Source organism: Pseudomonas baetica (assembly GCF_019733355.1).
Classification (GTDB): domain Bacteria; phylum Pseudomonadota; class Gammaproteobacteria; order Pseudomonadales; family Pseudomonadaceae; genus Aquipseudomonas; species Aquipseudomonas baetica_A.
This window is the reverse complement of record NZ_JAIHLQ010000026.1, coordinates 1-25,090: the sequence shown is the minus strand read 5'-3', so window position 1 is coordinate 25,090 and position 25,090 is coordinate 1. Positions and strand designations below refer to the sequence as shown.

The following is a 25,090-nucleotide window of genomic DNA, read 5'->3' as shown; positions in this document are numbered from 1 at the left end:
ATACAGATAAAAAGGATTGCCGAACGTGACGGTGATTGACCGGACACTCCGGCGCTATCGAGAAATTGATTAGCGCCGCTTGGGTGTCTGTGTCAGGTTTTTCGCGCCTTTAAGAAAAACGCGAGCGACAGGACGGTCTCGCCAGGAGATCGTCGTGGTCTGTCGGACACTGACTCTTTTGCAACAAGGACGTAAACCATGTCTCAAGCATCTTCCCAGACCAGCAGCGCCTACTCCGCCGTTGACACGTTCAGCCACCTGTATGACCGTGGTGTCGGGCTGGTCAACGGCAAACCCTCGTTCACTGCCGATCAGGCCGCCGACGAAATCCTGCGCAAGGGCCTGTCGTGGGGCGATAAAAACGCCGACGGCAAGATTTCCCTCAGCTACAGCTTTCTGACCGACAAACCGGCCAACTACAACCCTAAACTCGGCAACTTCAGCGAATTCAGCGCCCAGCAAAAAGCTCAAGCGGTGCTGGCCATGCAATCCTGGGCCGACGTCGCCAACGTCACTTTCACCGAGGGCAAGGGCGGCGACGGTCACATGACGTTCGGCAATTACGACGTCAGCACCGGCGGCGCAGCGTTCGCGTATTTGCCGAGCGGCGGCAGCTATGATGGCCAATCGTGGTACTTGATCAACGATCAATACCAGGTCAACAAGACCCCGGACACCAACAACTACGGGCGCCAGACCCTGACACATGAGATCGGTCACACCCTCGGCCTTTCGCACCCCGGCGCCTACAACGCCGGCAACGGCAGCCCCACTTACGCCGACGCCAAGTACGCCGAAGACACTCGTGGTTACAGTCTGATGAGCTACTGGAGTGAGGCCAATACCGATCAGAACTTCAGCAAGGACGGCAGCGGGGCTTACGCCTCGGCACCGTTATTGGACGATATTGTTGCCGTGCAGAAACTCTACGGTGCCAACTACGAGACCCGCGCCGAGGACACGTGGTACGGCTTCAATTCCAACACTGACCGCGATTATTACAGCGCGACTTCGGCGTCGTCCAAAGTGGTGTTTTCGGTGTGGGACGGTGGTGGTAATGACTGGCTGAACTTCTCCGGTTTTACCCAGAACCAGAAGATCAACCTCAACGAAGGTTCGTTCTCCGACGTCGGCGGTCTGGTCGGCAACGTCTCCATCGCCTATGGCGTGACCATGGAAAACGCCCTGGGCGGATCGGGCAATGACTTGCTGATCGGCAACGGGGCGGTCAATAACCTGTTTGGCGGGGCCGGCAACGACATCCTCTACGGCGGTGGCGGCGCAGATGTGCTGTGGGGCGGTGAGGGTGCGGATACCTTCGTGTTCGGCGCAGCCAGCGACTCGACCAATAACCAGCCGGACTGGATCATGGATTTCCAAAGCGGCCTGGACAAGATAGATCTGTCGGGCATTACCGCGTTTGCCACGGGTGCGGCGTCGCTGAATTTCGTCAGCAGTTTCACTGGTCATGCGGGCGATGCGATTCTGACTTACTACGCGCAGCACGGTCAGACCGGGCTGCTGGTCGACCTGACGGGGCAGGGGCAGGTTGACTTTGCGGTGGGTGTGGTAGGGCAGGCGGTGGCGAGTGACATTGTTGCTTGATCTGAGATAAACAGGGCCAACCTGAATCTTGTGGCGAGGCAGTTCGCTCCCGCTCGGCGGCGAAGCCGTCGCAAACTCGGAAATCGCGTTATACCTGATACACCGCGATTTCCGGATTTGGGGCTGCAGCGCATCCCAGCGGGAGCAAGCTCCCTCGCCACAGTCATTTTCATGACCAGGAGAAAACCCGATGAAAACCACCGGCCTCAACCCCGTCATCACCCTCGAAGAACTCCCCGGTTGCCTGGTGGTGAAATTCCACGGCATCCAGGTCGCCGCCTCTTCCCATGTGCTAGTTCTCAACGAAGCCAACTACGCGCCGGTCTATTACGTCCCTCGTGAAGACATCGACGAGAAATACTTCGCCCGCACCGATCACACCAGTTATTGCCCGTACAAGGGCGACGCCAGTTATTTCAGCCTGCAAGTACCGGGGCATGAGGAGGCGAATGCGGTGTGGAGTTATGAGAATCCGAAAGTGTCGGTGGCATCGATCCGCGACTATGTGGCGTTTTATCCGAATCTGGTGAAATTTGAGGTGATCAAGGCGGCGGATGCCTGAATCAAGCAGCGGTGGCGAGGCGATTAAATCCCTCGCCACCGTTTTATTTCAGTTCTTGTCGAGATCGATATTCTTCGTCTCACGCAAACAGATCATCCCCACCACCAGGCTGACCCCGGTAATCAACACCGGATACCACAGCCCATAAAAGATGTCTCCGGTGTACACCACCAGCGCAAACGACACGGTCGGTAGGAAACCGCCAAACCAGCCATTGCCAATGTGGTACGGCAGGGACATCGAGGTGTAGCGGATGCGGGTCGGGAACAGTTCGACCATCAGCGCGGCCAGCGGCCCGTAGCACATGGCCGAGATGATGATCAGAGCGACGATCAGGGCGACGATCATCGGTTTGTTGATTTGCTGCAGGTCGGCCTGTTGCGGATACCCGGCCAACGTCACGGCACCACGCAGGGCTGCTTCGTCGTAGCCGTCGATTTTCACGTCGCCGATGCTCACCTGCACGCCGCTACCGGTCGGTGCGGCGGCGCTGGAGTAGGGCAGGCCTTGTTTGACCAGGAAGGTTTTGACCTTGTCGCACGGGCTGTCGAATTTGGCCTTGCCCACCGGATCGAACTGGAAGGTGCAGGTCGCAGGGTCGGCCAGTACGGTGATCGGTGCCTGACGACTGGCCTGGTCAATCGCCGGGTTGGCGTAGTGGGCCAGGGATTTGAAGATCGGGAAGTACAGCACTGTGGCCAGTAACAGGCCGAGCATCAGCACTGGTTTGCGCCCGACCTTGTCCGACAGCCAGCCGAAAATAATGAAGAACGGCGCACCGATCACCACGCTGATGATCAGCAGCGTGTTGGCCACTGCCGGGTCCATCTTCAGGAACTGCGTGAGGAAGAACAGCACGTAAAATTGCGCCGCGTAGAACGTCACGGCTTGTCCGGCATTGATGCTGAACAGGGCAATCAGTACGACTTTGAGGTTTTCCCATTTGCCGAAGGATTCGCGGATAGGCGCCTTCGAGGTTTTGCCTTCCTCTTTCATTTTCAGATAGGCCGGCGATTCGTGCAGGCTCAGGCGAATCCAGGTGGAGATGCCCAGCAGCACAACCGACAGCAGGAACGGAATCCGCCAGCCCCAGACTTCGAACTGATCGCCCGTGAAGTAGCGGCAACCGAGTACCACCAGCAGTGATAGCAGCAAACCGAGGGTCGCGGTGGACTGAATCCAGCTGGTGTGGAAACCGCGTTTGCCGATGGGCGCGTGTTCTGCGACATACGTTGCAGCGCCGCCGTATTCACCGCCGAGCGCTAGGCCTTGAAGCATGCGCAACAACACCAGAATGATCGGTGCGGCGATACCGATGCTGGCGTAGGTAGGCAGCAAGCCAACGCAGAAGGTGGCGATACCCATCAGGATGATGGTCGCCAGAAACGTGTACTTGCGCCCGATCATGTCACCCAACCGACCGAACACCAGCGCCCCGAACGGCCGTACGACAAACCCCGCCGCAAATGCCATTAGCGCAAAGATGAACGCCGTAGTGTCATTGACTCCGGCAAAAAACTGCTTGCTGATCACCGCCGCGAGGGCGCCGTAGAGGAAGAAGTCATACCATTCGAACACCGTCCCCAGGGACGAGGCGAAGATGACTTTCTGCGTGGCATTGCTGGTGCTGGTGCCGCTCGCGGCGTCCAGCGGCTGAACGTGTTCTGACATATCGGTATCCCTCACAGTGATTGTTTTTGTTGTTCCACTGGTGTTGCGTGTCCGGGTGATGCGCGATGCCCATGAATCAAACGCCAATCTCCTTGTGGGAGCGGGCTTGCTCGCGATAGCGGTGCTTCAGCCAACTTCAATGTTGAATGTCATACCGTCATCGCGGGCAAGCCCGCTCCCACAGGGTGGGTGTTTAGTGTTGGTTTGAGGATCAGTTGTGCAGCCTTCTCGGCAATCATCAGCGTCGGCGAACAGGTGTTGCCCGAGGTGATGCGCGGCATGATCGAGGCGTCGGCAATGCGCAAACCCGGCACACCATGCACGCGCAACTGCGCATCGACCACCGCATCGCCGTCATTGCCCATTCGACAGGTGCCGACCGGATGGAAAATCGTCGTGCCGATTTTTGCCGCTGCTTCGTGCAACTGTTCTTCGCTCTGCAGGCTGTTGCCCGGCAGATACTCGACCGGTTTATACGCTTGCAGGGCAGGGGCGCTGACGATACGTCGGGTCAGGCGAATCGCATCCGCCGCCACGCGCAGGTCTTCAGGATGACTCAGGTAATTGGGCTGAATCAGCGGGGCGTCTTGTGGGTTGGCGGAGCGAATGTCGATGCGGCCACGGCTCTGCGGGCGCAGGTCGCACACCGAAGCGGTGAACGCCGGGAAACTGTGCAACGGCTCGCCAAAGCGCTCCAGCGACAACGGCTGTACGTGATATTGAAGGTTGGCTGACGTCTGTTCCGGCCCTGACCGCGCAAAGGCGCCCAACTGACTCGGCGCCATCGACAATGGCCCGCTGCGGTCATACAGATAACGCAGGCCCATGCCCATCTTGCCCCACACGCTGCCAGCGATCTGGTTCAGGGTACGGGCGTTTTCCAGTTTGTAGATCAGGCGCAATTGCAGGTGATCCTGCAGATTGCCGCCCACCCCGGGCAGTTCATGTAGCACGCCGATCCCCAGTCGCTCCAACAACCCACGCGGACCGATGCCCGAACGCTGGAGAATATTCGGCGACCCAACGGCGCCTGCACACAGCACGATTTCCTTGCGCGCCTTGAAGCATTTGACCTGACCCTCGTGACGCGCACTGACTGCCGTCGCGCGACCGTCCTTGAGCAATACCCGATCGACCTCAACCCCGGTCAGCACCGTCAGATTCACGCGATTGCGCAGCGGTTTGAGAAAGGCTTTGGCCGCGTTCCAGCGCACGCCGGCCTTCTGGTTGACCTGAAAGTAACCGCAGCCCTCGTTGTCGCCCTGATTGAAGTCATCGATGCTGGCAATACCGCTTTGTTCGGCAGCGCTGCGAAATGCATCCAGAATCGGCCATGACAGCCGCTGTTGCTCAACTCGCCATTCGCCCTTGTTGCCGTGAAACTCAGCCGCGCCGGCAAAGTGGTTTTCGCTTTGTTTGAACAGCGGCAGCACATCGTTCCAGGTCCAACCTGGATTGCCTTCGGCCGCCCAGCCATCGTAGTCGTTGGCCTGGCCGCGCATGTAGATCATGCCGTTGATGGAAGAACAGCCGCCCAGTACCTTGCCGCGCGGATAGCTCAGTGCGCGACCGTTGAGGCCCGGTTGTTCTTCGGTTTTGAAGCACCAGTCGGTGCGCGGGTTGCCGATGCAGAAGAGGTAACCCACAGGAATGTGAATCCACGCATAGTTGTCGCGCCCGCCGGCTTCGAGCAACAGCACGCGCTGCTGTGGATCAGCCGACAGTCGATTGGCCAGCAAACACCCGGCAGGGCCGGCGCCGACCACGATGTAGTCGTATTCATCGAGGGAAGTCTGCATTCCCTGACCTCGCTTTTTGTTTTTATTGTCGGACACTCTAGTTGTTAGCTTTCGTTAAAAGAATGTTAATTTTTGCGCAGCCGCTGTGCGTTTTTAAACAGCCTTGAATGACGATCGCTGACAAGGACACCCCATGTTCGACTGGAACGACCTGCGGTTTTTTCTTGAGTTGCAACGCAGCGGCCGGCTGCTCACCGCCGCCCGCCGGCTGAACACGACCCATGCCACCGTTGCCCGCCACATCGAAGCCATTGAAAAAAGCCTCGGCACCGCGCTGTTCGTCCAGCACGCCCAAGGTTACGAAATGACCCCGGCGGGGGAGGCGCTGCTCAAACACGCCGAAGCCATGGAAAACGTCGCGCTGCTGGCCCAGGAAGAGATCACCCAGTCCACGGCGCCGCTGGGCAAGATCCGCGTCGGCGTCACCGAAGGCCTGGGCATCAAATTCCTTGCCAGCCGCATGATCGGTCTGTTCGAACGCTACCCGGGGCTGGAAGTGGAACTGGTGGCTGTGCCGCGCTTCGTTAGCATCCTCAATCGTGAAGCGGAAATCAGCATTCACCTGGAGCGCCCGTCGGCCGACATGCTGGTCACGCGCAAACTCACCGATTACCGCCTCGCGCTCTATGCCAGCCAGCGCTATCTCGACAATGCGCCGCCGTTGCGCAGTCGCGAAGATCTTGGGCGGCACGCGTGGATTGGTTATGTCGATGATTTGTTGTTCAGTCAGGAGCTGATGTTTCTCAACAGTTTCTGTCGCAGCCCTCGGGTGGTGTTTCACAGCACCAGCGTCATCGCGCAGCAAGAGGCGGCGCGCTCGGGATTGGGGATTGCCGTGTTGCCGTGCTACATGGCCGCCGCCGATCCGGATCTGATCGCGTTGTTGCCCGATGAAAGCATCGAGCGCAGTTACTGGATCAGCACGCGGCGTGAGTTGCACAAATCGGTGAGGCTGCGGGTGGTTTGGGACTATGTGGTGGGGCTGTGTGAAGCCGAGCAGGGGCTATTACGCGGTTAACCCAGCTAACACCCATCTCCCACAGGGTCTTCGATGTGTTTGGATTCGAGGTTGATTAATATATGGATATCCGTATATTCGGTTTTCCGTATGTATGGTGCGTCCAGATGATCACCCCCCCTGAACTCTTCAAAAGCCTGGCCGACGAGACCCGCGTGCGCGCCACGTTGTTGATCGCCGACCAAGGCGAACTGTGCGTCTGCGAGCTGATGTGCGCTCTCGACGACAGCCAGCCGAAAATCAGCCGCCACCTCGCGCAACTGCGCAGTAACGGGCTGTTGCTCGATCGCCGTCAGGGCCAATGGGTCTATTACCGGCTCAACACGGATCTGCCCGAGTGGGTCCACGACATCCTGCAAGTGACTGCAAAGGCCAACGCCGATTGGCTCAAGGGCAACGCCGCCCGCCTGCGCAACATGGAAGGACGTCCCGTGCGCGATAGCGCGTGTTGCTGAATCCCCACACTTTTTAGGAGCACTCCATGCGAGTCCTGTTCATGTGCACGGCCAACAGTTGCCGCAGCATTTTGTCTGAAGCGATGTTCAATCACTTGGCCCCGGCGGCACACGAGGCGGTGAGTTCCGGCAGCTTCCCCAAAGGCCAGGTGCTGCCCCGCAGTTTGTCGACCTTGCAGCAGGCCGGCATCAGCATCGATGGCTTGTACAGCAAGGGCAACGACGCTTTCGAAGACAACCTTCCAGACATCGTCATTACCGTTTGCGATAAGGCCGCCGGCGAAAGCTGCCCGGTGTATTTCGGCCCGGCGCTGAAAGCTCATTGGGGTCTTGAAGATCCCTCCGACGTGGCCGGCGATGACGCGACGGTCGAGGCGGCGTTTCGCTCGACGTTGGGGCGCATCGAACGGCGTTGCCAAGCCTTTCTCGACCTTCCCTTTGACCGACTCAACCGCGATGAACTCAAGCGCGAGCTGGATCGGATCGGCACCCTTTAAGCAGGATCCCCCATGTCTGAACAACTGCCCAATCTTGACCTGAGCCTGTTCGAAAGCGAGCAGCATCCGAAGCCGCCAAGCACGCACAAGCCAAGGATTTTGTTGCTTTACGGATCGACCCGCGAGCGCTCCTTCAGCCGTCTGTTGGTCGAAGAGGCCGCGCGCCTGCTCGAGCACTTTGGCGCCGAGACGCGCATTTTCAATCCCTCAGAGCTGCCCCTGCCCGACGATGTCCCCGTCGAGCACCCCAAAGTGCAGGAACTGCGCGATCTGGTGCTGTGGTCGGAAGGTCAGGTCTGGTGCTCGCCGGAGCGCCACGGCGCGATGTCGGCAGTGTTCAAGGCGCAAATCGACTGGATCCCCCTGGCGCTCGGCGCCGTTCGTCCCACTCAGGGCAAAACGCTGGCGGTGATGCAGGTCTGCGGCGGTTCGCAGTCGTTCAATGTGGTCAATCAGTTGCGCGTGTTGGGTCGCTGGATGCGCATGTTCACCATCCCCAATCAATCCTCGATTCCCAAGGCGTTCATGGAATTCGACGAGGCGGGGCGGATGAAACCCTCGCCGTTCTATGATCGCGTCGTCGATGTGATGGAAGAATTGGTGAAGTTCACCGTGCTGCTGCGCGACAGTCAGGCCTATTTGGTCGATCGCTATTCAGAGCGCAAGGAGTCGGCCGAGCAACTGATGGCTCGGGTCAACCAGCGTTCGATCTGACGCCCTGGTTGCAAGTGCGCGACGTGGCGCTACAAATGCAGGCGATGGATGACCTGGCGGCTATCGTCAGGATCAGTATGGGTTTCAAAGCCCAAGGCTCTGGCCAGGTCGCGCATGGCCGTGTTGCTGGCCGAGTCCACCGAGTACAGGTGCGTGAAACCGTTTTTGCCGGCGGCTTTGATCAGATGCTCCATCAGTAAGGTGCCTAGGCCCAGATGCGCCCACTCATCGGCGACAGTCACGGCGCATTCACCTTCCTGCTCGCCCGTGGCGGCGTAGCGGCTGACACCGATTTCGATCAATTCGCCGTTTTCGTGAACCAGCGCAATGAAAGCGGCGCGTTGCTTTTGATCGATGTCCATCAACTGATCGAGCAGCGCCGTGCCCGGCTCGCTGATCTGCGCCAGAAAACGCATGTGGCGGGACTCGGGGGACAAGCGCTGGATAAACGTGTACTCGCGCTCGCGGTCGTTGTCTGCCAGAGGGCGGATCAATACATGTCGGCCATCCTTGAGCGATTCGATCCAGTATTCACCGGTGTGCGCGGCATAAGCGGCCGTCGCCCGGTCATTGTGGTCTTTGACAGTGAGCATGATATGAACCTCCAGCGAGGGAAAGAGCAACGTGCGGTTGTACTGCGCTCATTCCTTTCTACACTGTTAAAGACCTTGGCGTCTGATCTGAATCAAACCGACGCTAAACGTACCCCGTCGCTCGACTTCCAACCCTGTCAGGCCAACCGGAGGATGCAGCCGGACTTTGTTGTTTGTGAAAAACTCGCGCAGGTCAATTGAGTTGCAGATTAGCGCCACAGTGACCCACCACGTCTTGCGTTGAAAACGACCGGATCCCACGATCTACGCTCAACGACTACTATTGCTGCGGATGGTTGAGAGTCTGTTACACGTCGTAAAACAGGCCGTCGATCCGGTGAGGATTACCGAATGCGAGTGATGATTCTGGATGATGACCCTTGGATTTCAGATCTTTTAAAACAACTGGTGTTGAGTCTTCGCCCGGCGGCACAGGTCGATTGCTATATCGACGTCGCTAGCGCGTTGGCTGCCTGGCAGCCAGGTGCCTATCAACTGGTCATCGCGGACTGGAATCTGCCGGATGCGCCTGGCGTTGACCTGCTGCACAGCATTCGCCAAAAAGATCACGACATGCCGCTGATCATCATCACCGGGCGCGCCGATCGGGACAGCGTGCTGGCGGTGAAATCGCTGAGGATCAGCGCATTTTTTACCAAGCCCTTTCAGGTTTCACGCCTTGTCCAACGCTTGGAAGCACTGCTTCCGCCTGATGACCCGCTGCGCCCCCCCACTATCAATACTGAAGACTTACCCATCTATCTCGCTAGTTTGACTGCGGACGAACTGGACTTGCCTTTACTCGCCTCGGTAAAGGAAAAGCTTCAGCTTGGCTATGGCGGCGCCGTACTGGATCTGCGCGAACTCGCCAATGATTGGCAGTATGACCCGGCCTTGTGCGCCCATCTGATCGCTGCCGCCAACAGCGCCGCGTATCTCGGCCAGGGCCAGCCGTGCACGAACCTGAAAGCGGCACTCACCCGGTTAGGCGGGTTGACCAGCGTTAATCTGGCGATCAGCCAGGCGTTGCGACAGATCGCAACGCAACCCGGCGCGATGCTCATGCCCGGGGTTCAGGCTCTCCTGGATGATTCCGAGCGTTTGGCTGAACGGGTTGTGCTTCTGGCCCAGCAGTGCGCGCTTGATCCTGCGCCGATGCAAACGGCCGCCTTGTTGCATCGCATGGGCGAACTCTGTGTGTATTACCAGACCCAGAAATGGGAGAACCTGGGCAATAGCGTTAGCGAAGAGGCGCTCTCGCACGCTGTCCGCGATTTTGCAGCGCCTTTTGCCGTTCGATTGAAAGCAAGCTGGGGGCTGCCGATGGTTCTGCGTGAGCTGATTGGTGCTATTTATGTCTTGCCGACCCTGCAAGTGCGTCGTGCGCAGATCGTGATGCGTTTGGCCGCCGCCATGAGCAATGGCGAACCAGAAGCAGACGTTGAAAGGCTTCAGCGGTTGGCCGGTCTGGCCTGAGCGTGTCGGGTAGTGCGAGGGTGGAGCAGGGCGTTGACTCAGGGTTGTCGGGTATTCAATGCAAGGAATTTGCGAGGAGCAACGGAATGCGCAATAAGCCGTTTAGTCTCAAACCGGTCCTCCTGATCGTTGATGACCAGATCACCGCCTTGAGAACACTGAGCAGTGCCGTGTCTGACCTGGCTGAGGTCCATACGGCCCAAAGTGGTCGGGAAGCCCTCGAGATGGCTCGTCAGTTCAGGCCCGATGTGGTCTTGCTCGACATCGAAATGCCCGGCATGAACGGTTTCGAGGTGTGTCGGATACTCAAGTCTGACCCGGAACTGTTTAGCGTCGCGGTCATTTTTGTCAGCGCTCATACGCAAACAAACGCTGAATTACTGGCTATGGAGTGCGGCGGCGTGGACTTCATTCAAAAGCCGTTGAATATTCCGGTTGCCAGAGCCCATATCAAAGCTCACATCGCCTTGCGCGTTGAGGCCAAGAGGCTCGCCAATCACGATGCTCTGACGGGCCTGCCCAACCGGATCCTGTTGCAGGATCGCACCGAGCAGGCCTTGCAAAAGGCTCGTCGCAGGCAGGGTCGTGTGGCGATGCTCGTGATTGATCTGGACAACTTCAAGGTCATCAACGATTCGATGGGCCACTCGGTCGGTGATCTGGTGCTGCGGGAGGTTGCAGCGCGAATATCGGGTTCCCTGCGCATGGAGGACACTGTCAGCCGGCAAGGGGGAGACGAGTTCATCCTGCTCCTGCCGGAGGTGGTCGGGTTCGATGCCATGGGGGACTTCGCGCAAAGGTTGCTCGCGACCCTCTCCAGTCCTTTTTCAATTCAAGGTAACCGTTACGACCTTTCAGCGAGCATCGGCATCAGCGTCTTCCCTGAAGACAGCGACGACATGGAATCGCTGCACCGGCATGCTGATGCGGCCATGTACCAGGCGAAGCTCTCAGGCCGTAATCGCTACTGTTTTTTTTCCTCGCATATCGAGAGCAGCATGCGCGCCAGGCACCTGCTTGAACGCCACATGCGCAACGCTTTGGAAGAAGGCGTTTTTGAGGTTTTTTACCAGGCGAAGGTTGATGCCCGGCATAACCGCATCATTGGCATGGAGGCGCTGATCCGCTGGCGCAATCCTGAAGGGGGGCTGGTTTCTCCTGCTGATTTCATTCCACTGGCAGAAGAAACCGGGCTGATCATCCCTATTGGCAAGTACGTTTTGCTCCAGGCTTGCAAGGACACCAGGACACTTCGTGAGCTGGGTCACGACATCTCCATCAGCGTGAATATCTCCGTCGTGCAATTTCGCGAGGCGTCCTTTCTGACCATGGTCGAAGGCATCCTGCTTGAGTCTGGATTGGAGGGGCGATATCTGGAACTGGAGATCACCGAGGGTGTACTGGCGAAGGACATTGATAGCGCGCGAGAAACCCTCTTTCATCTCAAAACGCTCGGCGTGCGTATTTCGATCGACGATTTTGGCACCGGTTATTCAAGCCTGGCTTACCTGAAACGGTTTCCAATCGATGTTCTGAAAATAGATCAGAGTTTTGTGCGAGACATGCTCACCGATAAAAGCGATTCGGCCATCATCGAAGCAATCATCAAGTTAGGTCAGGCGCTAGGTCTGGAACTGGTGGCCGAAGGTGTTGAAACCCAGGAACAGGCCGATGCGCTTCTAAAACAAGGTTGTCAGATCATGCAAGGTTATCTGTATTGCCGTCCGATCAACTTTGCTCAAATAAAGTCGTTTTTATCCGCTGGGCTTGAGGTTACTGTTCCCACGCTGAGCTAAGTTGCAAATGCCTCCCTGACAGGGTCGAACTTTAAATTTGAAGGCTGAAGGTCTTCTGCAACAGGGCAAACCGGGTGAAGAAATTCAGATTTTTTGCATTTAACTGGGGCGTAGCGATTACTTTGGCTGTGGGCTTGGGGGCAAGCGTTCTGGGTAGCTGGGTGCTTGATCGTATCAACGAGCGCCACGCTCAAGAAGCGATCGTTGCAGCTACAGCGGATGCCGCAGAATTGGTTTTAAGTCGCCTCAATCTTTACCAGTACGGTTTGCGAGGTGCTCGGGGGGCTGTGGTGACAGCGGGGGAGCAGGGGATAAGTCGTGAACTGTTCAGTCGTTATCAAAAAACGCGTGACCTGGCGGTGGAGTTTCCCGGCGCAAGAGCTATTGGGTTTGTCAGGCGCGTAGCGCAGCGCGATGAAAGCGCGTTTATCAAGTCCGCTCGTGCCGATGGCGCCGCTGACTTCTCCATTCGTCAACTCTCGGCTCATCCTGGCGAGCGCTACGTTATCCAGTATGTCGAACCTGTTGAAGGTAATCAGCCCGCCATTGGCCTGGACATAGCGTCGGAACCTGCTCGGCGCGAAGCTGCTCACTCTGCAATACAGAGCGGCATGACGCGGATAACAGCGCCCATCACACTGGTACAGGCCATAGGCAAACCGCAGCAGTCGTTCTTGTTGTTGATGCCCATTTTTCGCAACGGCGTGACACCCGCAACGGCAGCCGAACGTGACGCCGCCGCGTTTGGCTGGAGCTATGCAGTCTTGCAGACCGAGCAGGTACTCACGGGGCTTCGCATAGAAGACAAGGCCGTGCACCTGAGATTGAGGGACATCACTGTCCCGGGGCAAGAGACGTTGTTTTATGAGAGCGCCGACAACTCGGCCAGCTCTGCAACGCTGATCACTCATCAAGTGGAGCGCGAGGTTTACGGCCGGCGGTGGCAAATCGAACTTGGCGCCAATTCGCTGTTCATCCAGCGTTTGCGTCAGGTCTCACCGAAGGTGGTGCTGTTGCTGGGCGGTGTTCTCACCCTTCTTTTGGCGACACTGGTGGGTGTCGGCAGTGTCAGTCGTCAACGTCGACGTCAGGTAATTGCCGAACAGGCAAGGCTGGCCGCCATTGTTGAAAGCTCGGCAGAGGCGATTATCGGTAAAACCCTTGATGGCATTGTCACCAACTGGAACAAAGGGGCTGAGCATCTTTTTGGGTTTACCTCGCAAGAAGCCGTGGGCCACACACTGGCCAATCTGATTGTTCCCTCGGAGCTGGCCAGTGAGGAGGTGCACATCCTTGAGCGTGTCAGGGCGGGCGATCGTATCGATAGTTTTGATACTCAGCGCCGTCACAAAGACGGACAACTGATCGACGTCTCCGCGAGCATCTCTCCGATTTATGGCGAGGGTGGCCGCGTCGTCGGTGCCTCCAAGACAATCAGGGACATTTCGGCCAAAAAGGCCGCAGAGGCCCGGATTCTCGAACTTAATTCAAGCCTGGAAGATCAGGTCGCACAGCGAACGTCAGAACTGCAGCGCCTCAACGTGTTGTTGGACAGCGTGCTGCGCTCGGCCACTGAGGTGTCGATCATTGCGACAGATCTTGAAGGCGTCATTCGTGTCTTCAATAACGGCGCCGAGCATTTGTTGGGTTATGACGCCGAAGAGGTGCTGGGCAAGCACACGCCGGCACTCTTCCATGTAGCCGATGAAGTCACTGCGCGGGGGCAGGAACTGAGCCAGGAGTATGGCCAGACCATTAATGGCATTGGTGTGTTTACCCATAAACCCGAGCATGAAAGCGCAGAAACTCGAGAGTGGACTTACGTACGCAAGGATGGCTCACGGTTTCCTGTCACGCTGGTCGTCACCTCCATGCGCGATGACGATGGGAAATTGACTGGCTACCTTGGCATCGCCGTCGATATCACCGAACGTAAAGCGGCAGAAAAGGAGCTGGCGGCAAGCCTGGAAACGACACAGCGACAGCGCAGCGAACTGATGGCGGTGCATCATCAATTGCTGATGGCCGCGGAAGTGGCGGAACTGGGGATCTGGTCCTGGACGTTGTCGGACAATGCCTTGCAATGGAATGACCGCATGTTCGAGTTTTACGGGCAGCCTTTGACGTTGCGTGGCAACGGCCTGAACTATATGCATTGGTACATCCGTGTTCACCCTGATGATGTCGAGGCTGCGGCTGCAAGGCTCAGTGCCGCCGTCGATGGGGTGGATGAGTACGACACGGTATTCCGGGTCACAGGCCCGGACAGCCAGATTCGCTTTATCCATGCCGCCGCGCAGATCGAGCGCACTCCATCCGGGGCAGCGCTGCGTGTGACCGGTATCAACCGGGACATCACCTCCCAGCGCGAGCTGGAATCGCGCCTGCTTTACGCCAAAGAGCAGGCCGATCTGGCGAGTGCGGCGAAGTCGGCCTTTCTCGCCAACATGAGCCATGAGATTCGCACGCCGATGAACGCTGTGCTGGGCATGTTGCAGTTGGTGCAAAACACTCCGCTTGATGGGCGCCAGCTCGATTACGTGAGCAAAGCGCAGGGCGCCGCGAAATCGCTGCTGGGCTTGCTCAATGACATTCTCGATTATTCCAAGATCGAGGCGGACAAGTTGCAACTCGATGTGCACCCGTTCGAACTTGAGTCGTTGATGCGCGATCTTGCCGTCGTGCTGGCAGGCAACCAGGGTGAGAAAGAGGTTGAGGTCATGTTCGACCTGGACGCCAACCTGCCCAACGGCCTGATCGGCGATAGCCTGCGACTGCAACAAGTGCTGATCAACCTGGCGGGTAATGCGCTCAAGTTCACCCCGCAAGGCCAGATAGTCGTCAGCGTTGAACAACGGATGCGCACGGAAAATGCCGTTGAATTACGCATCGCTGTCTCTGATACCGGCATCGGCATCAGCCCGGAGCAACTTCAGCGCATTTTCGAAGGTTTTACCCAAGCGGAAGCTTCAACCTCCAGGCGCTTTGGTGGCACCGGTCTGGGGCTGGTGATCTGCAAGCGGTTGGTCGGTTTGATGGGCGGAGAGTTGCAAGTGGAGAGCCAGTACGGCGTCGGAAGTCGCTTCTGGTTCGATATCACCCTGGATGTCGCTCAGAACGCGCTGCTGCGATCCGACTGCCCAGGCGTTGATGTGCCGATGCGCCTACTGGTCGTCGACGACAACGCAATGGCGGGCGAACTGTTGTTACGAACCGTTCATGCGCTGGGATGGACCGCAGACTATGTGAGTGAAGGCGCGCAAGCAGTGGAACGGGTCAACAGCGCCCAATCGCGCGGCGAGGCTTACGATGTCGTGCTGATGGATTGGCGGATGTCGGGGATGGATGGCTTGAACGCTGCGCAATTGATCAAGCAGCAGAGCCGTGACGCGCCACCACCACTGATCATCATGATCACCGCCTACGGCCGTGAAGTGCTGACAGATGCCTATCTTGAGGGCGATGCTCCCTTTGCCGGGTTTCTCACCAAACCTGTGACTCCCAAGCAGTTGGCCGACTCGGTTCAGCGAGCTTTCGAGGGCAAAGACCCTCTGCAATCTGCGCGGGTGCAACCAGCGGGTGCCAGGTCACAGCGCTTGGCGGGGCTGCGCTTGCTGGTGGTGGAAGACAATATGCTCAATCGGCAGATTGCCAATGAACTGCTGTCCAGTGAAGGTGCTCAGGTGACGCTGGCTGAGTGTGGGTTGGAGGGCGTCAGCAAGGTGATGAATGAGCGTGTGCCCTTCGACGCCGTATTGATGGATATCCAGATGCCGGATATCGATGGCCTGGAGGCAACCCGTCGCATTCGTGCCGACTCGCGTTTTGCGGCGTTACCGATTGTGGCAATGACGGCCAATGCCTCCAGTGCAGACCGAGAAGCCTGCCTTGCAGCGGGGATGAATGAGCACGTCGGTAAACCGGTAGACCTGGAACAACTGGTCGTGACGCTGCTCTGTCAAACCGGCCGCGAGGGCAGTCAAACATCGACAGGCCTTGTGCAAACCGACAGGGATGAGGCCCTCATTGAGGACCGGCAGTCGATCATCAATCGCTTTGGCGGTAACCTCGAGTTGATCCGCAATGTATTGATGAACTTTGGCCCCGAGCTGGAAAAACAACTGGTGCAGTTGCATGATCAGATCCAGCGACAAGAGGCGTCGGGGGCTGTTTTCGTTCTCCACGCCATTAAAGGCAGCAGCGGCACCATGGGGGCCAGGGCATTGTCACGGTTGGCCGGCGATCTGGAGCACAAGCTTAAACACGAGGATGCTGAATCCGCAGCAAGGCTCTTGGCTGACCCCTCCTGGTTTGAGGAGCTTGGCAGGCTGCTGCAACAAAGCCTTTTACAGATGAATGTCGAATTTTCTCAGAGCCCATCAACAGAAATCCTTACCGATAGGGAAGTCATGGAATCTGCGCAATGGAAAGAGTCCCTTGAAGTGATTTTGCTCTTGCTGGAAACCGGTAATCTTCAAGCCATTGAACTGACAACTGGACTGCTGTCAAAAACGCCCCCGGCACTGCGCCCGCAATTCAACGAACTCGTTGTTATGGTGCAGTCGTTGGACTTTAGTGCTGCGATGCCCATAGGGCGTGAACTGTTGAGATCTGCCTGATGGAGCAATTGAAAAAGACTTGGCTACTTCAGCCGCACAAACGCCCAAAACTGCTTATTGTCGACGATCAACCGACCAATATCCGGGTCCTGCATGAGCTGTTTCGTGAGGACTGCGACGTGTTCATGGCCACCAGCGGCGAACAGGCAATCACTGTATGCCAGGCGCAAATTCCCGATCTGGTGCTACTGGATGTGGTCATGGATGGCGTGGACGGTCATGAAGTCTGTCGTCGCCTCAAGGCGGACCCGACGACTCAAGACATTCCTGTCATCTTCGTTACGGCGAAACAGCAAGACTCTGATGAGGTGCTGGGCCTGGAACTGGGCGCGGTAGATTTCATCAGCAAACCCATCAACCCGATCGTGGTCAGGGCGCGGGTGCGAACACACCTGACTCTGAAACTGCAGAACGATCTGCTGCGCTCCATGGCGTTGCTGGATGGTCTGACGGGAGTGCCTAATCGGCGCAAATTCGATGAGGAGATATCAGCTGATTGGCGCCAGTGTTTTCGAGAGCAAAAACCCCTGTCGCTGATCCTGGCCGATGTCGACTTTTTCAAACGCTACAACGACCAGTATGGCCATCAGGCTGGAGACAGTTGCCTGAGGTCTGTTGCTCAGGCGTTATCTGAAACGGTCAGACGCCCCTACGACCTGGTCGCTCGATACGGCGGCGAAGAGTTTGCCTGCCTTTTGCCCACGACCAGTCATGCGGGAGCCGTCGAGATTGCAGAAAAAATGCAAGCGAATGTTCGAGCGTTGGCCATCGAACATTCGACCTCCGATGCCGATCATGTGGTGACCATCTCTCTGGGGGTGGCGACTGTGACCCCTACGGGCGTTCTTGCTTTCGAGGCCTTGATAGACGCGGCGGACATGCAGCTCTACGAAGCGAAGAACGCCGGTCGGGCTCGGGTAGCCTCCGTGGAGATGTAGGGTCGCGGCGTACTGCTGGCAAGTGACAGCGATTGTCAGTGAGATTCAACCTGATCCATCGACCGTCGCAGATCACTGCCTTGCGGGCATCGACAACGTCGCCCGCAATCCACCCTCAGCCCGGTTGACCAACGTAATCCGCCCACCCAGTCGCGTGGCGATGGTGTTGACGATGGTCAGCCCCAATCCCGCACCCTGCGCGTTACCACGGCTGTAGAACCGTTCGAACAAGCGCTCTCGATCTTCCTCATTAATGCCCGGCCCCTGATCTTCGACGCTCAAATGGCAGAAGCCGTCGGTTTGAGTCAGCGTCACGGTGATCACGCCGTGTTCCGGGGAGAAGTTGGCGGCATTGGTGATCAGGTTGTTCAGGGCAATGTCGATGGCGGCGGTGCTGGCCAGGACATGGAGCGTTTGGGCGCCGTCTTCAAAGGCCAGTTCCAGCTGTTTACTCAGCAACCACGGGGTCAGTTGCACCAGGCTGTTGCGCACGGTTTCGCTGAGGTCGATGCGTTGCAGGGGCGGCGGGTTGGGTTTGGGCTCCAGGCGGGCCATGGTCAGCAACTGATTGACCAGACGGCTGGTGCGATCGACACCCGAGATCAGAAATTGCAGCGAGTCGCGGCGCTCCTGTTCGGTGCCGGCCTCCAGCAGGTTTTGCGCATGCACCCTCAGCACCGCCAGCGGTGTGCGCATTTCGTGGGCGGCGTCGGCGATGAAGCGGCGTTCACGGCCGAGCACTTCCTGGATCTGCGCGAGCATGCGGTTGAGCGCTGCTTGCATCGGTTCCAGCTCGCTGGGCAAGGGTGTCAGTTGCAAGGGTTCCAGCGAGCCGCTGTGGCGGGCGCGCAGGGTCGCAGCCATGTCCGCCAGTGGCTTGAGGCCCCAGCCGATGGCGAGCCAGACCATGGCCGCGAGGATCAGGCTACCGAGCACGTTCGGCCACAGTGTGTGACGGACGATGCGGTCGACCAGATCGGCGCGCACATCATCGCGCTCACCGACCCAGATGCGCAGGCCGTTCTGCTTGTCTTCCAGCATGAATGCGCGCCATTGGCGGTCTTTCAAATCCACCACATCGCTAAAACCAGGCTGGGTTGGCGGTGAAGTGAAGGAGGGGGCGCTGGCGGTGTGTACCAGCACTTCATTCTTGGGGTCCCACACTTGAAAGGCGATTTTGCCTTCGTAAGGATGCCCGTCGACGCGGGGCACTGCTTCTCCCAGCGCGGTGTTGAACGCCTGAAACAGATCGCTGTGCGACTGACCATTGATCGGCATACGCATCACGCCTTGCAGTAACCGGGCGTTTTGCGCCAGTTGCGCGTCGTAGACTTCGGCGATTTCGTGGTTGCTGTCGTGCAGGTTGAACACGCTCAGTACCGATAGACCGGCGAGCATCAGGCCGATGATCAGCGTCAGCGTACGGCGACGAATCGAACTCATCGGCGCTCCTCCACCAGATAACCCACGCCACGAATGGTGCGGATCAGGTCGGTGGAGAACTTTTTGCGCAGGTGGTGGATATGCACTTCCAGGGTGTTGCTCTCCGCTTCTTCGTTCCAGCCGTAAAGCAACTGAATCAGTTGGTCGCGGGTCATGACGCGGCCCGGTGGCGAGAGCAATTCATGCAATAACTGATATTCCTTGGGGGTCAGCGCCACGGGTTGGCCGTGATAGGTGACCTGCTGTGTGCCGGGATTGAGGCTGATGCCGGCGTGCTCGATCAGCGCTTGGGCGCGCCCGGCACTGCGTCGTAACAAGGCACGCAAACGCGCCTTGAGTTCGGCCAGATCGAACGGTTTGATCAGGTAATCGTCGGCGCCGGCATCGAGCCCGGCGATACGATCCTCGGTGGCATCGCGAGCGGTCAGGATCAGCACCGGCAGGTTCGAGCCGCTGTCGCGCAGACGACGCAGCACTTCGAGGCCGTCCATGCGCGGCAGACCCAGATCAAGCACCGCCAGGTCAAAGGTTTCACTGAGCAAGGCGTGAAGGGCGCTGCTGCCGTCCTTGAGCCAGTCGACGGTGTAGCCTTCGCGCCCCAACGCTTGATGAATGCCCTCGCCGAGGGCCTCATCGTCCTCGATCAGTAATAAACGCACACGGACTCCTGTCATTCGAGTTTCTTGTTCACGTCCACCAGCAACGCGGCGATTTCTTTACGGCGCCCGGCATCGGCGGTTTCCCGGCCTGGGCGTGGCGCCGCTTGCAGTGCTTTTTGCAACGCGGCTTTGGCTTCAGCGTAGCGCTTCTGACGGTAGAGGTGATCGCCCCAGAAGTACAGGCTGTCGATGCCCTCGGGGTTGAGTTGCAGCGCTTGCTTGAGCAGTTGCTCAGCCTTGTCGCTGTCGCCAAAACCGATTGGCCAGCCCGGCACGCGATCATACAGGGCGGCGAGGCTGGTGTAGGCCGAACCTTGCAGGGCTTTGGGGTCCAGGCTCAGGGATTTTTCCAGGTCAGCCTTGGCGTCTTTGGCTTTGCCCAACGCACCGAGCCCACCCTGGGCACCGGCCCAACTGCTGGTGACGATGCCTTTCCAGATCCACGCTTCGGCCACGGCCGGGCGCTGGCTGGTGAAACTTGTCGTTTGCGCTGACAGTTGCTCGAAAGCGGCGGCGCGCTGTTTCTCCGGTGTTTCGTATTGAATGTGCGCCCAGCTCTGCTGAATGCCGGCCAAGCGTTGCTGATCGGCGGTGTCCAGCGCCCAAACACTTTGGCTCAGCGCGCCGAGCAGTAGACATGCGTAGATTTTTTTCATGGTTTTGGCGGCTCGTTGTCGGGTTTTTCACTCAGGCGACGGATCAGTGGCAACTGCTTGCGCAGGCCTCGATCCACCAGATGCGGCAGCAGGCTGTTGAGGCGCACGAAGAAGCGCTCCGGCCAGCCCAGATACAAATCGCGACGGTCGCCGGCAATCGCGTGGATCACCGCCGAGGCCACGGCTTGCGGGTCATCGACGTTGGATTTCAGCGCATCATTCAAGGCTTGCGCCGCCGCGCTGTTCATCGACGTGCGCGTAGCGCGGGGTGCGACGTAGAGCACGCTGACCCGGGTGTCGGCCAGTTCCCGGCGCAAGGCTTCGGAAAAACCGCGCAGGGCAAATTTGGTCGCGCAATAACTGGCATAACCGGGGTAGCCGATCGAGCCGTACGTGGAGCCAACGTTGACCACCATCGCACTGTCGGCGTCCTTAAGCAGCGGCAGCAGCAGTTTGGTCAGGCAGATCGGGGCACTGATGTTCACCGCCAGCATCGCGTTGATGTCGCTGTCATCGAGTTGCTCAAGCATGGCGAAGTGATTGACCCCGGCCGCGTTGATCAGCAGGTTGATGCCACCGATGGCTTCGGCGGCAGCCAGCACTTTGCGCCGGTCGGCAAGGAAGGTCAGGTCAGCGGCCACCCAGCACAGGTTTTGCGGGTAGCGCTCGATCAGCGGCTGCAAGGCTTCCTGGTGGCGGGCCACAGCCAGCACCCGGGCGCCGGCGGCGCACAAGGCATTGGCGATGGCCATGCCGATGCCACCACTGGCGCCGGTCAATACCACACGCGCTTCACGCAGCTGCATGTTGAGCCTCCGCGTCACGCGGCAAGCCACGGAACATGTCGGTGTACAAGCGATATACGACTTTCGAGGCGTGGATCACCGCGGCCTGGTCTTCTGGATCTTCCAACTGATTCATCAGTCGGCGATAGGTCTGCATATGCTCAACGTCCAGCGAACCGTGGGAGCTCAGGTAGCTGAAGGCAGTCTCCGGCAGCGCCAGACGCTCGCGAATGCTGCCCGCTGCATGTGTCGCCAGGGCAATGCTGGTGCCTTCGAGCACGTTGACCATGCCGAACAGCCCCACCGGGTTGCCGCGAGCGATCAGGTCATAAAGGAAACTGACCATCAACTCGATCGACAGCGACGGCTGACCATCACGCACCGCATCGCGGTCACCGCCACACGCAGCGATATCGTTGAGCACCCATTGTTCATGGCCGTACTCGTCCTCGATGTACTCGCACACCGCTTTGCGCAGCCATTCCAGACGCGTCGGCAAACGAGCACCGCAAGCCATCATCAATGGCACGGTGTGGCGTACGTGGTAATAGGCCTGGGCGAGAAATGCGCGATAGCTTTCAAGGCTGACCTTGCCTTGCAGCGCATCAAGAATGATCGGCAGATTGAACAGCTCGTGACGTTCCTGTTGGGTGGCTTCTTGCAGGGTGTCGAAAAAATTCATGATGCGGATTCCTCGGAGACGGCGGATTCGGTCAGTTGTGTGTGGTACTGCGCGACGATGGCCTCGCGGCGCGGGCGGCCATTGGCGGTGAGCAAGCCATTGGCGGCGGTGAACGGTTGTGGCAGGCGCGTCCAGTTGTGTACCTGGGCGTAATCGGGCAGCGCCTCGTTGGCTTCGGCAATGGCAGCGGCCAGTTCCGCGTCGGTGCAATCCGGGCGATGTGGCCAGAGCAAGGCGTGGTTGTGCGGCATCGCCTCGCCGTAGACGAACGCCTGGGCGATGTGACGGCGCTGGGTCAGCTCGGACTCGACCCATTCCGGGTTGACGTTGCGCCCGAAACTGGTGACGAACTGATGCTTCTTGCGGCCCTTGAGGTAGAGAAACCCTTGCGAATCGAACTCGCCCAGATCGCCGCTTGGCCACCATTCTTCGGCGTACGGCGCATCCCCCAGATAACCCAACAGCGGCGAACCCTTGATCAGCACTTCGCCGTCCTCGGCCACGCGCACTTCAACGTGAGGCAGCGGCCTGCCGACGCTGCCCGGACGCCAGGCACCGGGGCGATTGAGGCAGACCACCGAGGCACACTCGGACAAGCCATAACCTTCATAAACCGGCAGGCCGACCCGTTGGGCGCGGTGCAGCAGATCCTCGGACACTCGCGCGCCACCCACCGCCGCAAAACGCAGAGTCTGGGGATCGAAGGCTTTCTGTTCGGCGGCGCCGACCAGCAATAGCAACAATTGCGGCACCAGAATCAGACTCTCCGGCGCACGGCTGGCCAGATAACCCAGCAGGCGCGGCACATCCACGCCACTGGCGCCCTGAATGCCGAGGGTTTTCTGGCCAGGCAGACTCAGCGTCGCACCCGCATACAGCGCCGCATAACAGCCAAGGTTTTCCAGCAGAATCGCCAACGGCAAAAGCGCCAGGTGATGCTGAGGAGCAGTCGGTTCGCTGGCCTGATGCAGCTCGCGTGCAACCCGCAACAAACTGTCGGCGCTCAGGCAAACGCCTTTGGGCGTGCCGGTGGTGCCGGACGTGAAGGTCAGTTTGGCCGTGCCGGCGGGCATGCGGCTCGGGCCACTGAAGGTACGGCACCAGAACTCGCCGCTTTTCACATAACCGCCCGCAAGCAATTCGGCCTCCAGTTCCGGCTCGGCGATCACCCGTTCGGCCTGACTCTGTTCCAGACAATGAGCACGTTGCGCCGAGCTGAAAAACGGCGGCAGCGTCACGCAGGTCAGGCCTTCGAACAGTACGGCCAAGTCCCAGAGCATCGCGTCGACGCCGTTGTCCAGCGCCAGTGCGATCACCTGCACGTTTTCATCGCGCAAGCGCTCCTGGCGATACAGCACCTCGGCGTACAACGTGGCGTAATCGAGCCTTAGGGTGTCGCCCCAAAGGGCAATCGTGTTGTCATTGCGCCCGGCATGGCTGCGCAGGGTTTCCTTGAAACGTTGCAGTTCAAGCGACATGACAAGCTCCTTCAATCGAGGTTGGCAGGCCCAAGCGCGTGAACAGGCCGATATTGCGCAGATGGATAAAACCGGCGCGGATGTTGCCCACATGAACCCACGGTTTGCTTTCGTAATAACTGCCCCAGCTGTGACGGTCGTCCCCCAGGCGTGCCGGGTCGGCGGCGCACAACGTCACCGGTTTCAGGCCCAGACGATGGAAGCTGTTGACCAGCCCGATGTTGCCGGTGAACGTCACCCACTCCAGACCGCCCATGGCCAGCAAGTAAGTGATAGCGATAATGCTCAAGCGCGCACTGCCGGTGTCGCTGGCAGCAAGGTTGCCCACCTCGACGATCCCGTCGCGATCCACCGGGCGATCCGCTGCCGCACTGATCAGCGGCTCGATCGGCTCATCCAGATAGCGCTCAAGAAACAACGGCTCCAGATGCGCGCGGCGCAGCCCGGCCACCGCACACAATTCACCGTCGCCGTTGTGCATACCGAACAGCTCGGGCATGAAGTGGCGGATGTCAGCGCCATGGGCCTTGCGAAAACGTTGCTGGATAAAGGCCTCGAACACCGGTCGCTGAACATCGTCCGGCAAGGCACTGGATAAGGTCATCTGCGGTGTTTCGGCTTGGCCGAAGTGCAGGGGCAGGGGGATGTTCCAGTGGAAATCGGGCATGGGCAGAACGCCTCCCTCAATGGTTTGAGCGAAGTATCCGAACCATTTCTTAACGAAGTCTGAAGGTAAAAAAGGGTAATCTACGGGCCGATCTTCAGACTGTCTTAAGACTGGGCGGGCAGGGTGATGCCGTCGGTTCGCCCGGCAACCGAATCGAGACCGTCGAATGAATCGACCGTCGCTAACGACAATCACGAGGCGCTTCTTATGACCCGCGACAACGCCGTAAACCGTTATGGAAAACTCTCAATCATGCTGCACTGGCTGATGCTGGCGCTGTTCGTCGGTGTTTATGCCTGCGTCGAGCTCAAAGGTTTCATGCCCAAGGGCAGCGAAGCGCGCGGCCTGCTGATGGGCTTTCACGGCCTGTTCGGCGCCAGCATCTTCGCCCTGGTGTGGATCCGCCTGCTGGGCCGCCTGACCCCACGCCCACCGATCACCCCCAAACCACCGGCCTGGCAGACCGGCATCTCGCACCTGATGCACCTGGCCCTCTACGGCCTGATGATCGCCACCCCGATCCTCGCCTGGTTGATGCTTGCCGCCGGCGACAAACCGTTTCCATACTTCGGCTTCCACGTACCGGCCCCGGTCGCCATCGACCCGGACTTCGCCAAACGCCTCAAGTACTGGCACGAACTGATCGGCAGCACCGGTTACTGGCTGATCGGCCTGCACGCCGCGGCGGGGTTGTTTCACCATTATTGGGTGCGGGATAACACCCTCGTACGCATGCTGCCGGGCCGTTCTGATACGCAATAAGCCCATTCACCTCAAACCCTGTGGGAGTGGGCTTGCTCGCCGCCGGCGACAAACCATTCCCCAACTTCGCGCACTGATCGGCCTGCACGCCGCGGCAGGCTTGTTCCACCACTACTGGGTGCGCGACAACACCCTCGTGCGCATGCTGCCGGGCCGTTCTGATACGCAATAAGCCCATTCACCTCAAACTCTGTGGGAGCGGGCTTGCTCGCGAA

21 protein-coding genes and 1 pseudogene are annotated in these 25,090 nt (G+C 58.9%); 12 read left to right on the top strand and 10 right to left on the bottom strand.

Features of this window, described 5'->3' with window-relative positions:
- Positions 1-198: 198 nt before the first annotated feature.
- Entirely contained in the window at positions 199-1,605 is a 1,407-nt protein-coding gene (locus tag K5E40_RS22325) for a serralysin family metalloprotease (protein WP_221732646.1), read from the top strand.
- A gap of 190 nt (positions 1,606-1,795) precedes the next feature.
- Positions 1,796-2,167 carry a DUF427 domain-containing protein gene (locus K5E40_RS22320; protein ID WP_221732645.1) on the top strand — a complete coding sequence of 124 codons (372 nt, stop codon included), beginning with the start codon at positions 1,796-1,798 and terminating at the stop codon, positions 2,165-2,167.
- A 48-nt stretch (positions 2,168-2,215) separates the two neighbouring features.
- Here the strand turns inward: K5E40_RS22320 and K5E40_RS22315 are convergent, their stop codons facing one another.
- Together K5E40_RS22315 and K5E40_RS22310 are read right to left on the bottom strand one after the other, a co-directional pair.
- On the bottom strand, positions 2,216-3,838 hold the full coding sequence (locus K5E40_RS22315) for an MFS transporter (RefSeq protein ID WP_221732644.1): 1,623 nt from the start codon (positions 3,836-3,838) through the stop codon (positions 2,216-2,218).
- Between the two features lie 149 nt (positions 3,839-3,987).
- Positions 3,988-5,637 (bottom strand): GMC family oxidoreductase, encoded by a 1,650-nt coding sequence (locus tag K5E40_RS22310; RefSeq protein ID WP_221732643.1) that lies wholly within the window; start codon positions 5,635-5,637, stop codon positions 3,988-3,990.
- A gap of 133 nt (positions 5,638-5,770) precedes the next feature.
- On the opposite strand from K5E40_RS22310, the gene K5E40_RS22305 reads away from it, so the two are divergent.
- From K5E40_RS22305 to arsH, 4 genes are all read left to right on the top strand, one after another.
- Entirely contained in the window at positions 5,771-6,655 is an 885-nt protein-coding gene (locus K5E40_RS22305; RefSeq protein WP_221732642.1) for a LysR family transcriptional regulator, read from the top strand.
- Between the two features lie 107 nt (positions 6,656-6,762).
- The gene (locus K5E40_RS22300) at positions 6,763-7,110 is read left to right on the top strand and encodes a metalloregulator ArsR/SmtB family transcription factor (protein ID WP_221732641.1); all 348 of its coding nucleotides are present in this window, start codon (positions 6,763-6,765) and stop codon (positions 7,108-7,110) included.
- A gap of 26 nt (positions 7,111-7,136) precedes the next feature.
- Entirely contained in the window at positions 7,137-7,607 is a 471-nt protein-coding gene (locus tag K5E40_RS22295) for an arsenate reductase ArsC (protein ID WP_221732640.1), read from the top strand.
- 12 nt (positions 7,608-7,619) lie between these two features.
- On the top strand, positions 7,620-8,321 hold the full coding sequence (gene arsH, locus K5E40_RS22290; RefSeq protein ID WP_221732639.1) for an arsenical resistance protein ArsH: 702 nt from the start codon (positions 7,620-7,622) through the stop codon (positions 8,319-8,321).
- Between the two features lie 29 nt (positions 8,322-8,350).
- Here the strand turns inward: arsH and K5E40_RS22285 are convergent, their stop codons facing one another.
- A complete protein-coding gene (locus K5E40_RS22285; RefSeq protein WP_221732638.1) occupies positions 8,351-8,914 on the bottom strand; it encodes a GNAT family N-acetyltransferase in 564 nt (187 codons plus the stop codon).
- A gap of 351 nt (positions 8,915-9,265) precedes the next feature.
- Here K5E40_RS22285 and K5E40_RS22280 point away from each other — a divergent pair, with 351 nt between their 5' ends.
- The 4 genes from K5E40_RS22280 to K5E40_RS22265 all read left to right on the top strand — a co-directional run bounded on the left by K5E40_RS22280 (position 9,266) and on the right by K5E40_RS22265 (position 17,743).
- A complete protein-coding gene (locus K5E40_RS22280) occupies positions 9,266-10,390 on the top strand; it encodes an HDOD domain-containing protein (protein ID WP_221732637.1) in 1,125 nt (374 codons plus the stop codon).
- A gap of 86 nt (positions 10,391-10,476) precedes the next feature.
- Positions 10,477-12,186: an EAL domain-containing protein gene (locus tag K5E40_RS22275; protein WP_221732636.1), complete on the top strand. Its 1,710-nt coding sequence runs from the start codon at positions 10,477-10,479 to the stop codon at positions 12,184-12,186.
- 74 nt (positions 12,187-12,260) lie between these two features.
- On the top strand, positions 12,261-16,805 hold the full coding sequence (locus K5E40_RS22270; RefSeq protein WP_221732635.1) for a CHASE domain-containing protein: 4,545 nt from the start codon (positions 12,261-12,263) through the stop codon (positions 16,803-16,805).
- Positions 16,805-17,743 (top strand): diguanylate cyclase, encoded by a 939-nt coding sequence (locus K5E40_RS22265; protein WP_221732634.1) that lies wholly within the window; start codon positions 16,805-16,807, stop codon positions 17,741-17,743. The genes K5E40_RS22270 and K5E40_RS22265 overlap by 1 nt, the downstream gene beginning before the upstream one ends.
- Positions 17,744-17,815: 72 nt before the next feature.
- Here K5E40_RS22265 and K5E40_RS22260 read toward each other — a convergent pair whose 3' ends face one another.
- The 7 genes from K5E40_RS22260 to K5E40_RS22230 are packed head-to-tail and all read right to left on the bottom strand — an operon-like array spanning position 17,816 to position 24,113.
- The gene (locus K5E40_RS22260; protein WP_221732633.1) at positions 17,816-19,186 is read right to left on the bottom strand and encodes an ATP-binding protein; all 1,371 of its coding nucleotides are present in this window, start codon (positions 19,184-19,186) and stop codon (positions 17,816-17,818) included.
- A complete protein-coding gene (locus K5E40_RS22255; RefSeq protein WP_221732632.1) occupies positions 19,183-19,845 on the bottom strand; it encodes a response regulator in 663 nt (220 codons plus the stop codon). Before K5E40_RS22255 ends, K5E40_RS22260 begins: the two co-directional genes overlap by 4 nt.
- A gap of 11 nt (positions 19,846-19,856) precedes the next feature.
- Entirely contained in the window at positions 19,857-20,501 is a 645-nt protein-coding gene (locus tag K5E40_RS22250) for a tetratricopeptide repeat protein (RefSeq protein ID WP_221732631.1), read from the bottom strand.
- Positions 20,498-21,307 (bottom strand): SDR family oxidoreductase, encoded by an 810-nt coding sequence (locus K5E40_RS22245; RefSeq protein ID WP_221732630.1) that lies wholly within the window; start codon positions 21,305-21,307, stop codon positions 20,498-20,500. The genes K5E40_RS22250 and K5E40_RS22245 overlap by 4 nt, the downstream gene beginning before the upstream one ends.
- The gene (locus K5E40_RS22240) at positions 21,294-21,968 is read right to left on the bottom strand and encodes a TenA family transcriptional regulator (RefSeq protein WP_221732629.1); all 675 of its coding nucleotides are present in this window, start codon (positions 21,966-21,968) and stop codon (positions 21,294-21,296) included. The genes K5E40_RS22245 and K5E40_RS22240 overlap by 14 nt, the downstream gene beginning before the upstream one ends.
- Entirely contained in the window at positions 21,965-23,446 is a 1,482-nt protein-coding gene (locus K5E40_RS22235; RefSeq protein ID WP_221732628.1) for an AMP-binding protein, read from the bottom strand. Before K5E40_RS22235 ends, K5E40_RS22240 begins: the two co-directional genes overlap by 4 nt.
- Entirely contained in the window at positions 23,436-24,113 is a 678-nt protein-coding gene (locus K5E40_RS22230) for a thermostable hemolysin (RefSeq protein WP_221732627.1), read from the bottom strand. Before K5E40_RS22230 ends, K5E40_RS22235 begins: the two co-directional genes overlap by 11 nt.
- 207 nt (positions 24,114-24,320) lie before the next feature.
- On the opposite strand from K5E40_RS22230, the gene K5E40_RS22225 reads away from it, so the two are divergent.
- Together K5E40_RS22225 and K5E40_RS22220 are read left to right on the top strand one after the other, a co-directional pair.
- Positions 24,321-24,875 carry a cytochrome b gene (locus tag K5E40_RS22225; protein WP_221732626.1) on the top strand — a complete coding sequence of 185 codons (555 nt, stop codon included), beginning with the start codon at positions 24,321-24,323 and terminating at the stop codon, positions 24,873-24,875.
- A 73-nt stretch (positions 24,876-24,948) separates the two neighbouring features.
- Positions 24,949-25,047: pseudogene (locus tag K5E40_RS22220) on the top strand (cytochrome B); the annotation flags it as partial.
- Positions 25,048-25,090: the final 43 nt, after the last annotated feature.

Coding starts and splice junctions, on each gene's coding strand:
- K5E40_RS22325 (WP_221732646.1), top strand. CDS start 199: ATGTCTCAAGCATCTTCCCAGACCAGCAGCGCCTACTCCGCCGTTGAC.
- K5E40_RS22320 (WP_221732645.1), top strand. CDS start 1,796: ATGAAAACCACCGGCCTCAACCCCGTCATCACCCTCGAAGAACTCCCC.
- K5E40_RS22315 (WP_221732644.1), bottom strand. CDS start 3,838: ATGTCAGAACACGTTCAGCCGCTGGACGCCGCGAGCGGCACCAGCACC.
- K5E40_RS22310 (WP_221732643.1), bottom strand. CDS start 5,637: ATGCAGACTTCCCTCGATGAATACGACTACATCGTGGTCGGCGCCGGC.
- K5E40_RS22305 (WP_221732642.1), top strand. CDS start 5,771: ATGTTCGACTGGAACGACCTGCGGTTTTTTCTTGAGTTGCAACGCAGC.
- K5E40_RS22300 (WP_221732641.1), top strand. CDS start 6,763: ATGATCACCCCCCCTGAACTCTTCAAAAGCCTGGCCGACGAGACCCGC.
- K5E40_RS22295 (WP_221732640.1), top strand. CDS start 7,137: ATGCGAGTCCTGTTCATGTGCACGGCCAACAGTTGCCGCAGCATTTTG.
- arsH (WP_221732639.1), top strand. CDS start 7,620: ATGTCTGAACAACTGCCCAATCTTGACCTGAGCCTGTTCGAAAGCGAG.
- K5E40_RS22285 (WP_221732638.1), bottom strand. CDS start 8,914: ATGCTCACTGTCAAAGACCACAATGACCGGGCGACGGCCGCTTATGCC.
- K5E40_RS22280 (WP_221732637.1), top strand. CDS start 9,266: ATGCGAGTGATGATTCTGGATGATGACCCTTGGATTTCAGATCTTTTA.
- K5E40_RS22275 (WP_221732636.1), top strand. CDS start 10,477: ATGCGCAATAAGCCGTTTAGTCTCAAACCGGTCCTCCTGATCGTTGAT.
- K5E40_RS22265 (WP_221732634.1), top strand. CDS start 16,805: ATGGAGCAATTGAAAAAGACTTGGCTACTTCAGCCGCACAAACGCCCA.
- K5E40_RS22260 (WP_221732633.1), bottom strand. CDS start 19,186: ATGAGTTCGATTCGTCGCCGTACGCTGACGCTGATCATCGGCCTGATG.
- K5E40_RS22250 (WP_221732631.1), bottom strand. CDS start 20,501: ATGAAAAAAATCTACGCATGTCTACTGCTCGGCGCGCTGAGCCAAAGT.
- K5E40_RS22245 (WP_221732630.1), bottom strand. CDS start 21,307: ATGCAGCTGCGTGAAGCGCGTGTGGTATTGACCGGCGCCAGTGGTGGC.
- K5E40_RS22240 (WP_221732629.1), bottom strand. CDS start 21,968: ATGAATTTTTTCGACACCCTGCAAGAAGCCACCCAACAGGAACGTCAC.
- K5E40_RS22235 (WP_221732628.1), bottom strand. CDS start 23,446: ATGTCGCTTGAACTGCAACGTTTCAAGGAAACCCTGCGCAGCCATGCC.
- K5E40_RS22230 (WP_221732627.1), bottom strand. CDS start 24,113: ATGCCCGATTTCCACTGGAACATCCCCCTGCCCCTGCACTTCGGCCAA.
- K5E40_RS22225 (WP_221732626.1), top strand. CDS start 24,321: ATGACCCGCGACAACGCCGTAAACCGTTATGGAAAACTCTCAATCATG.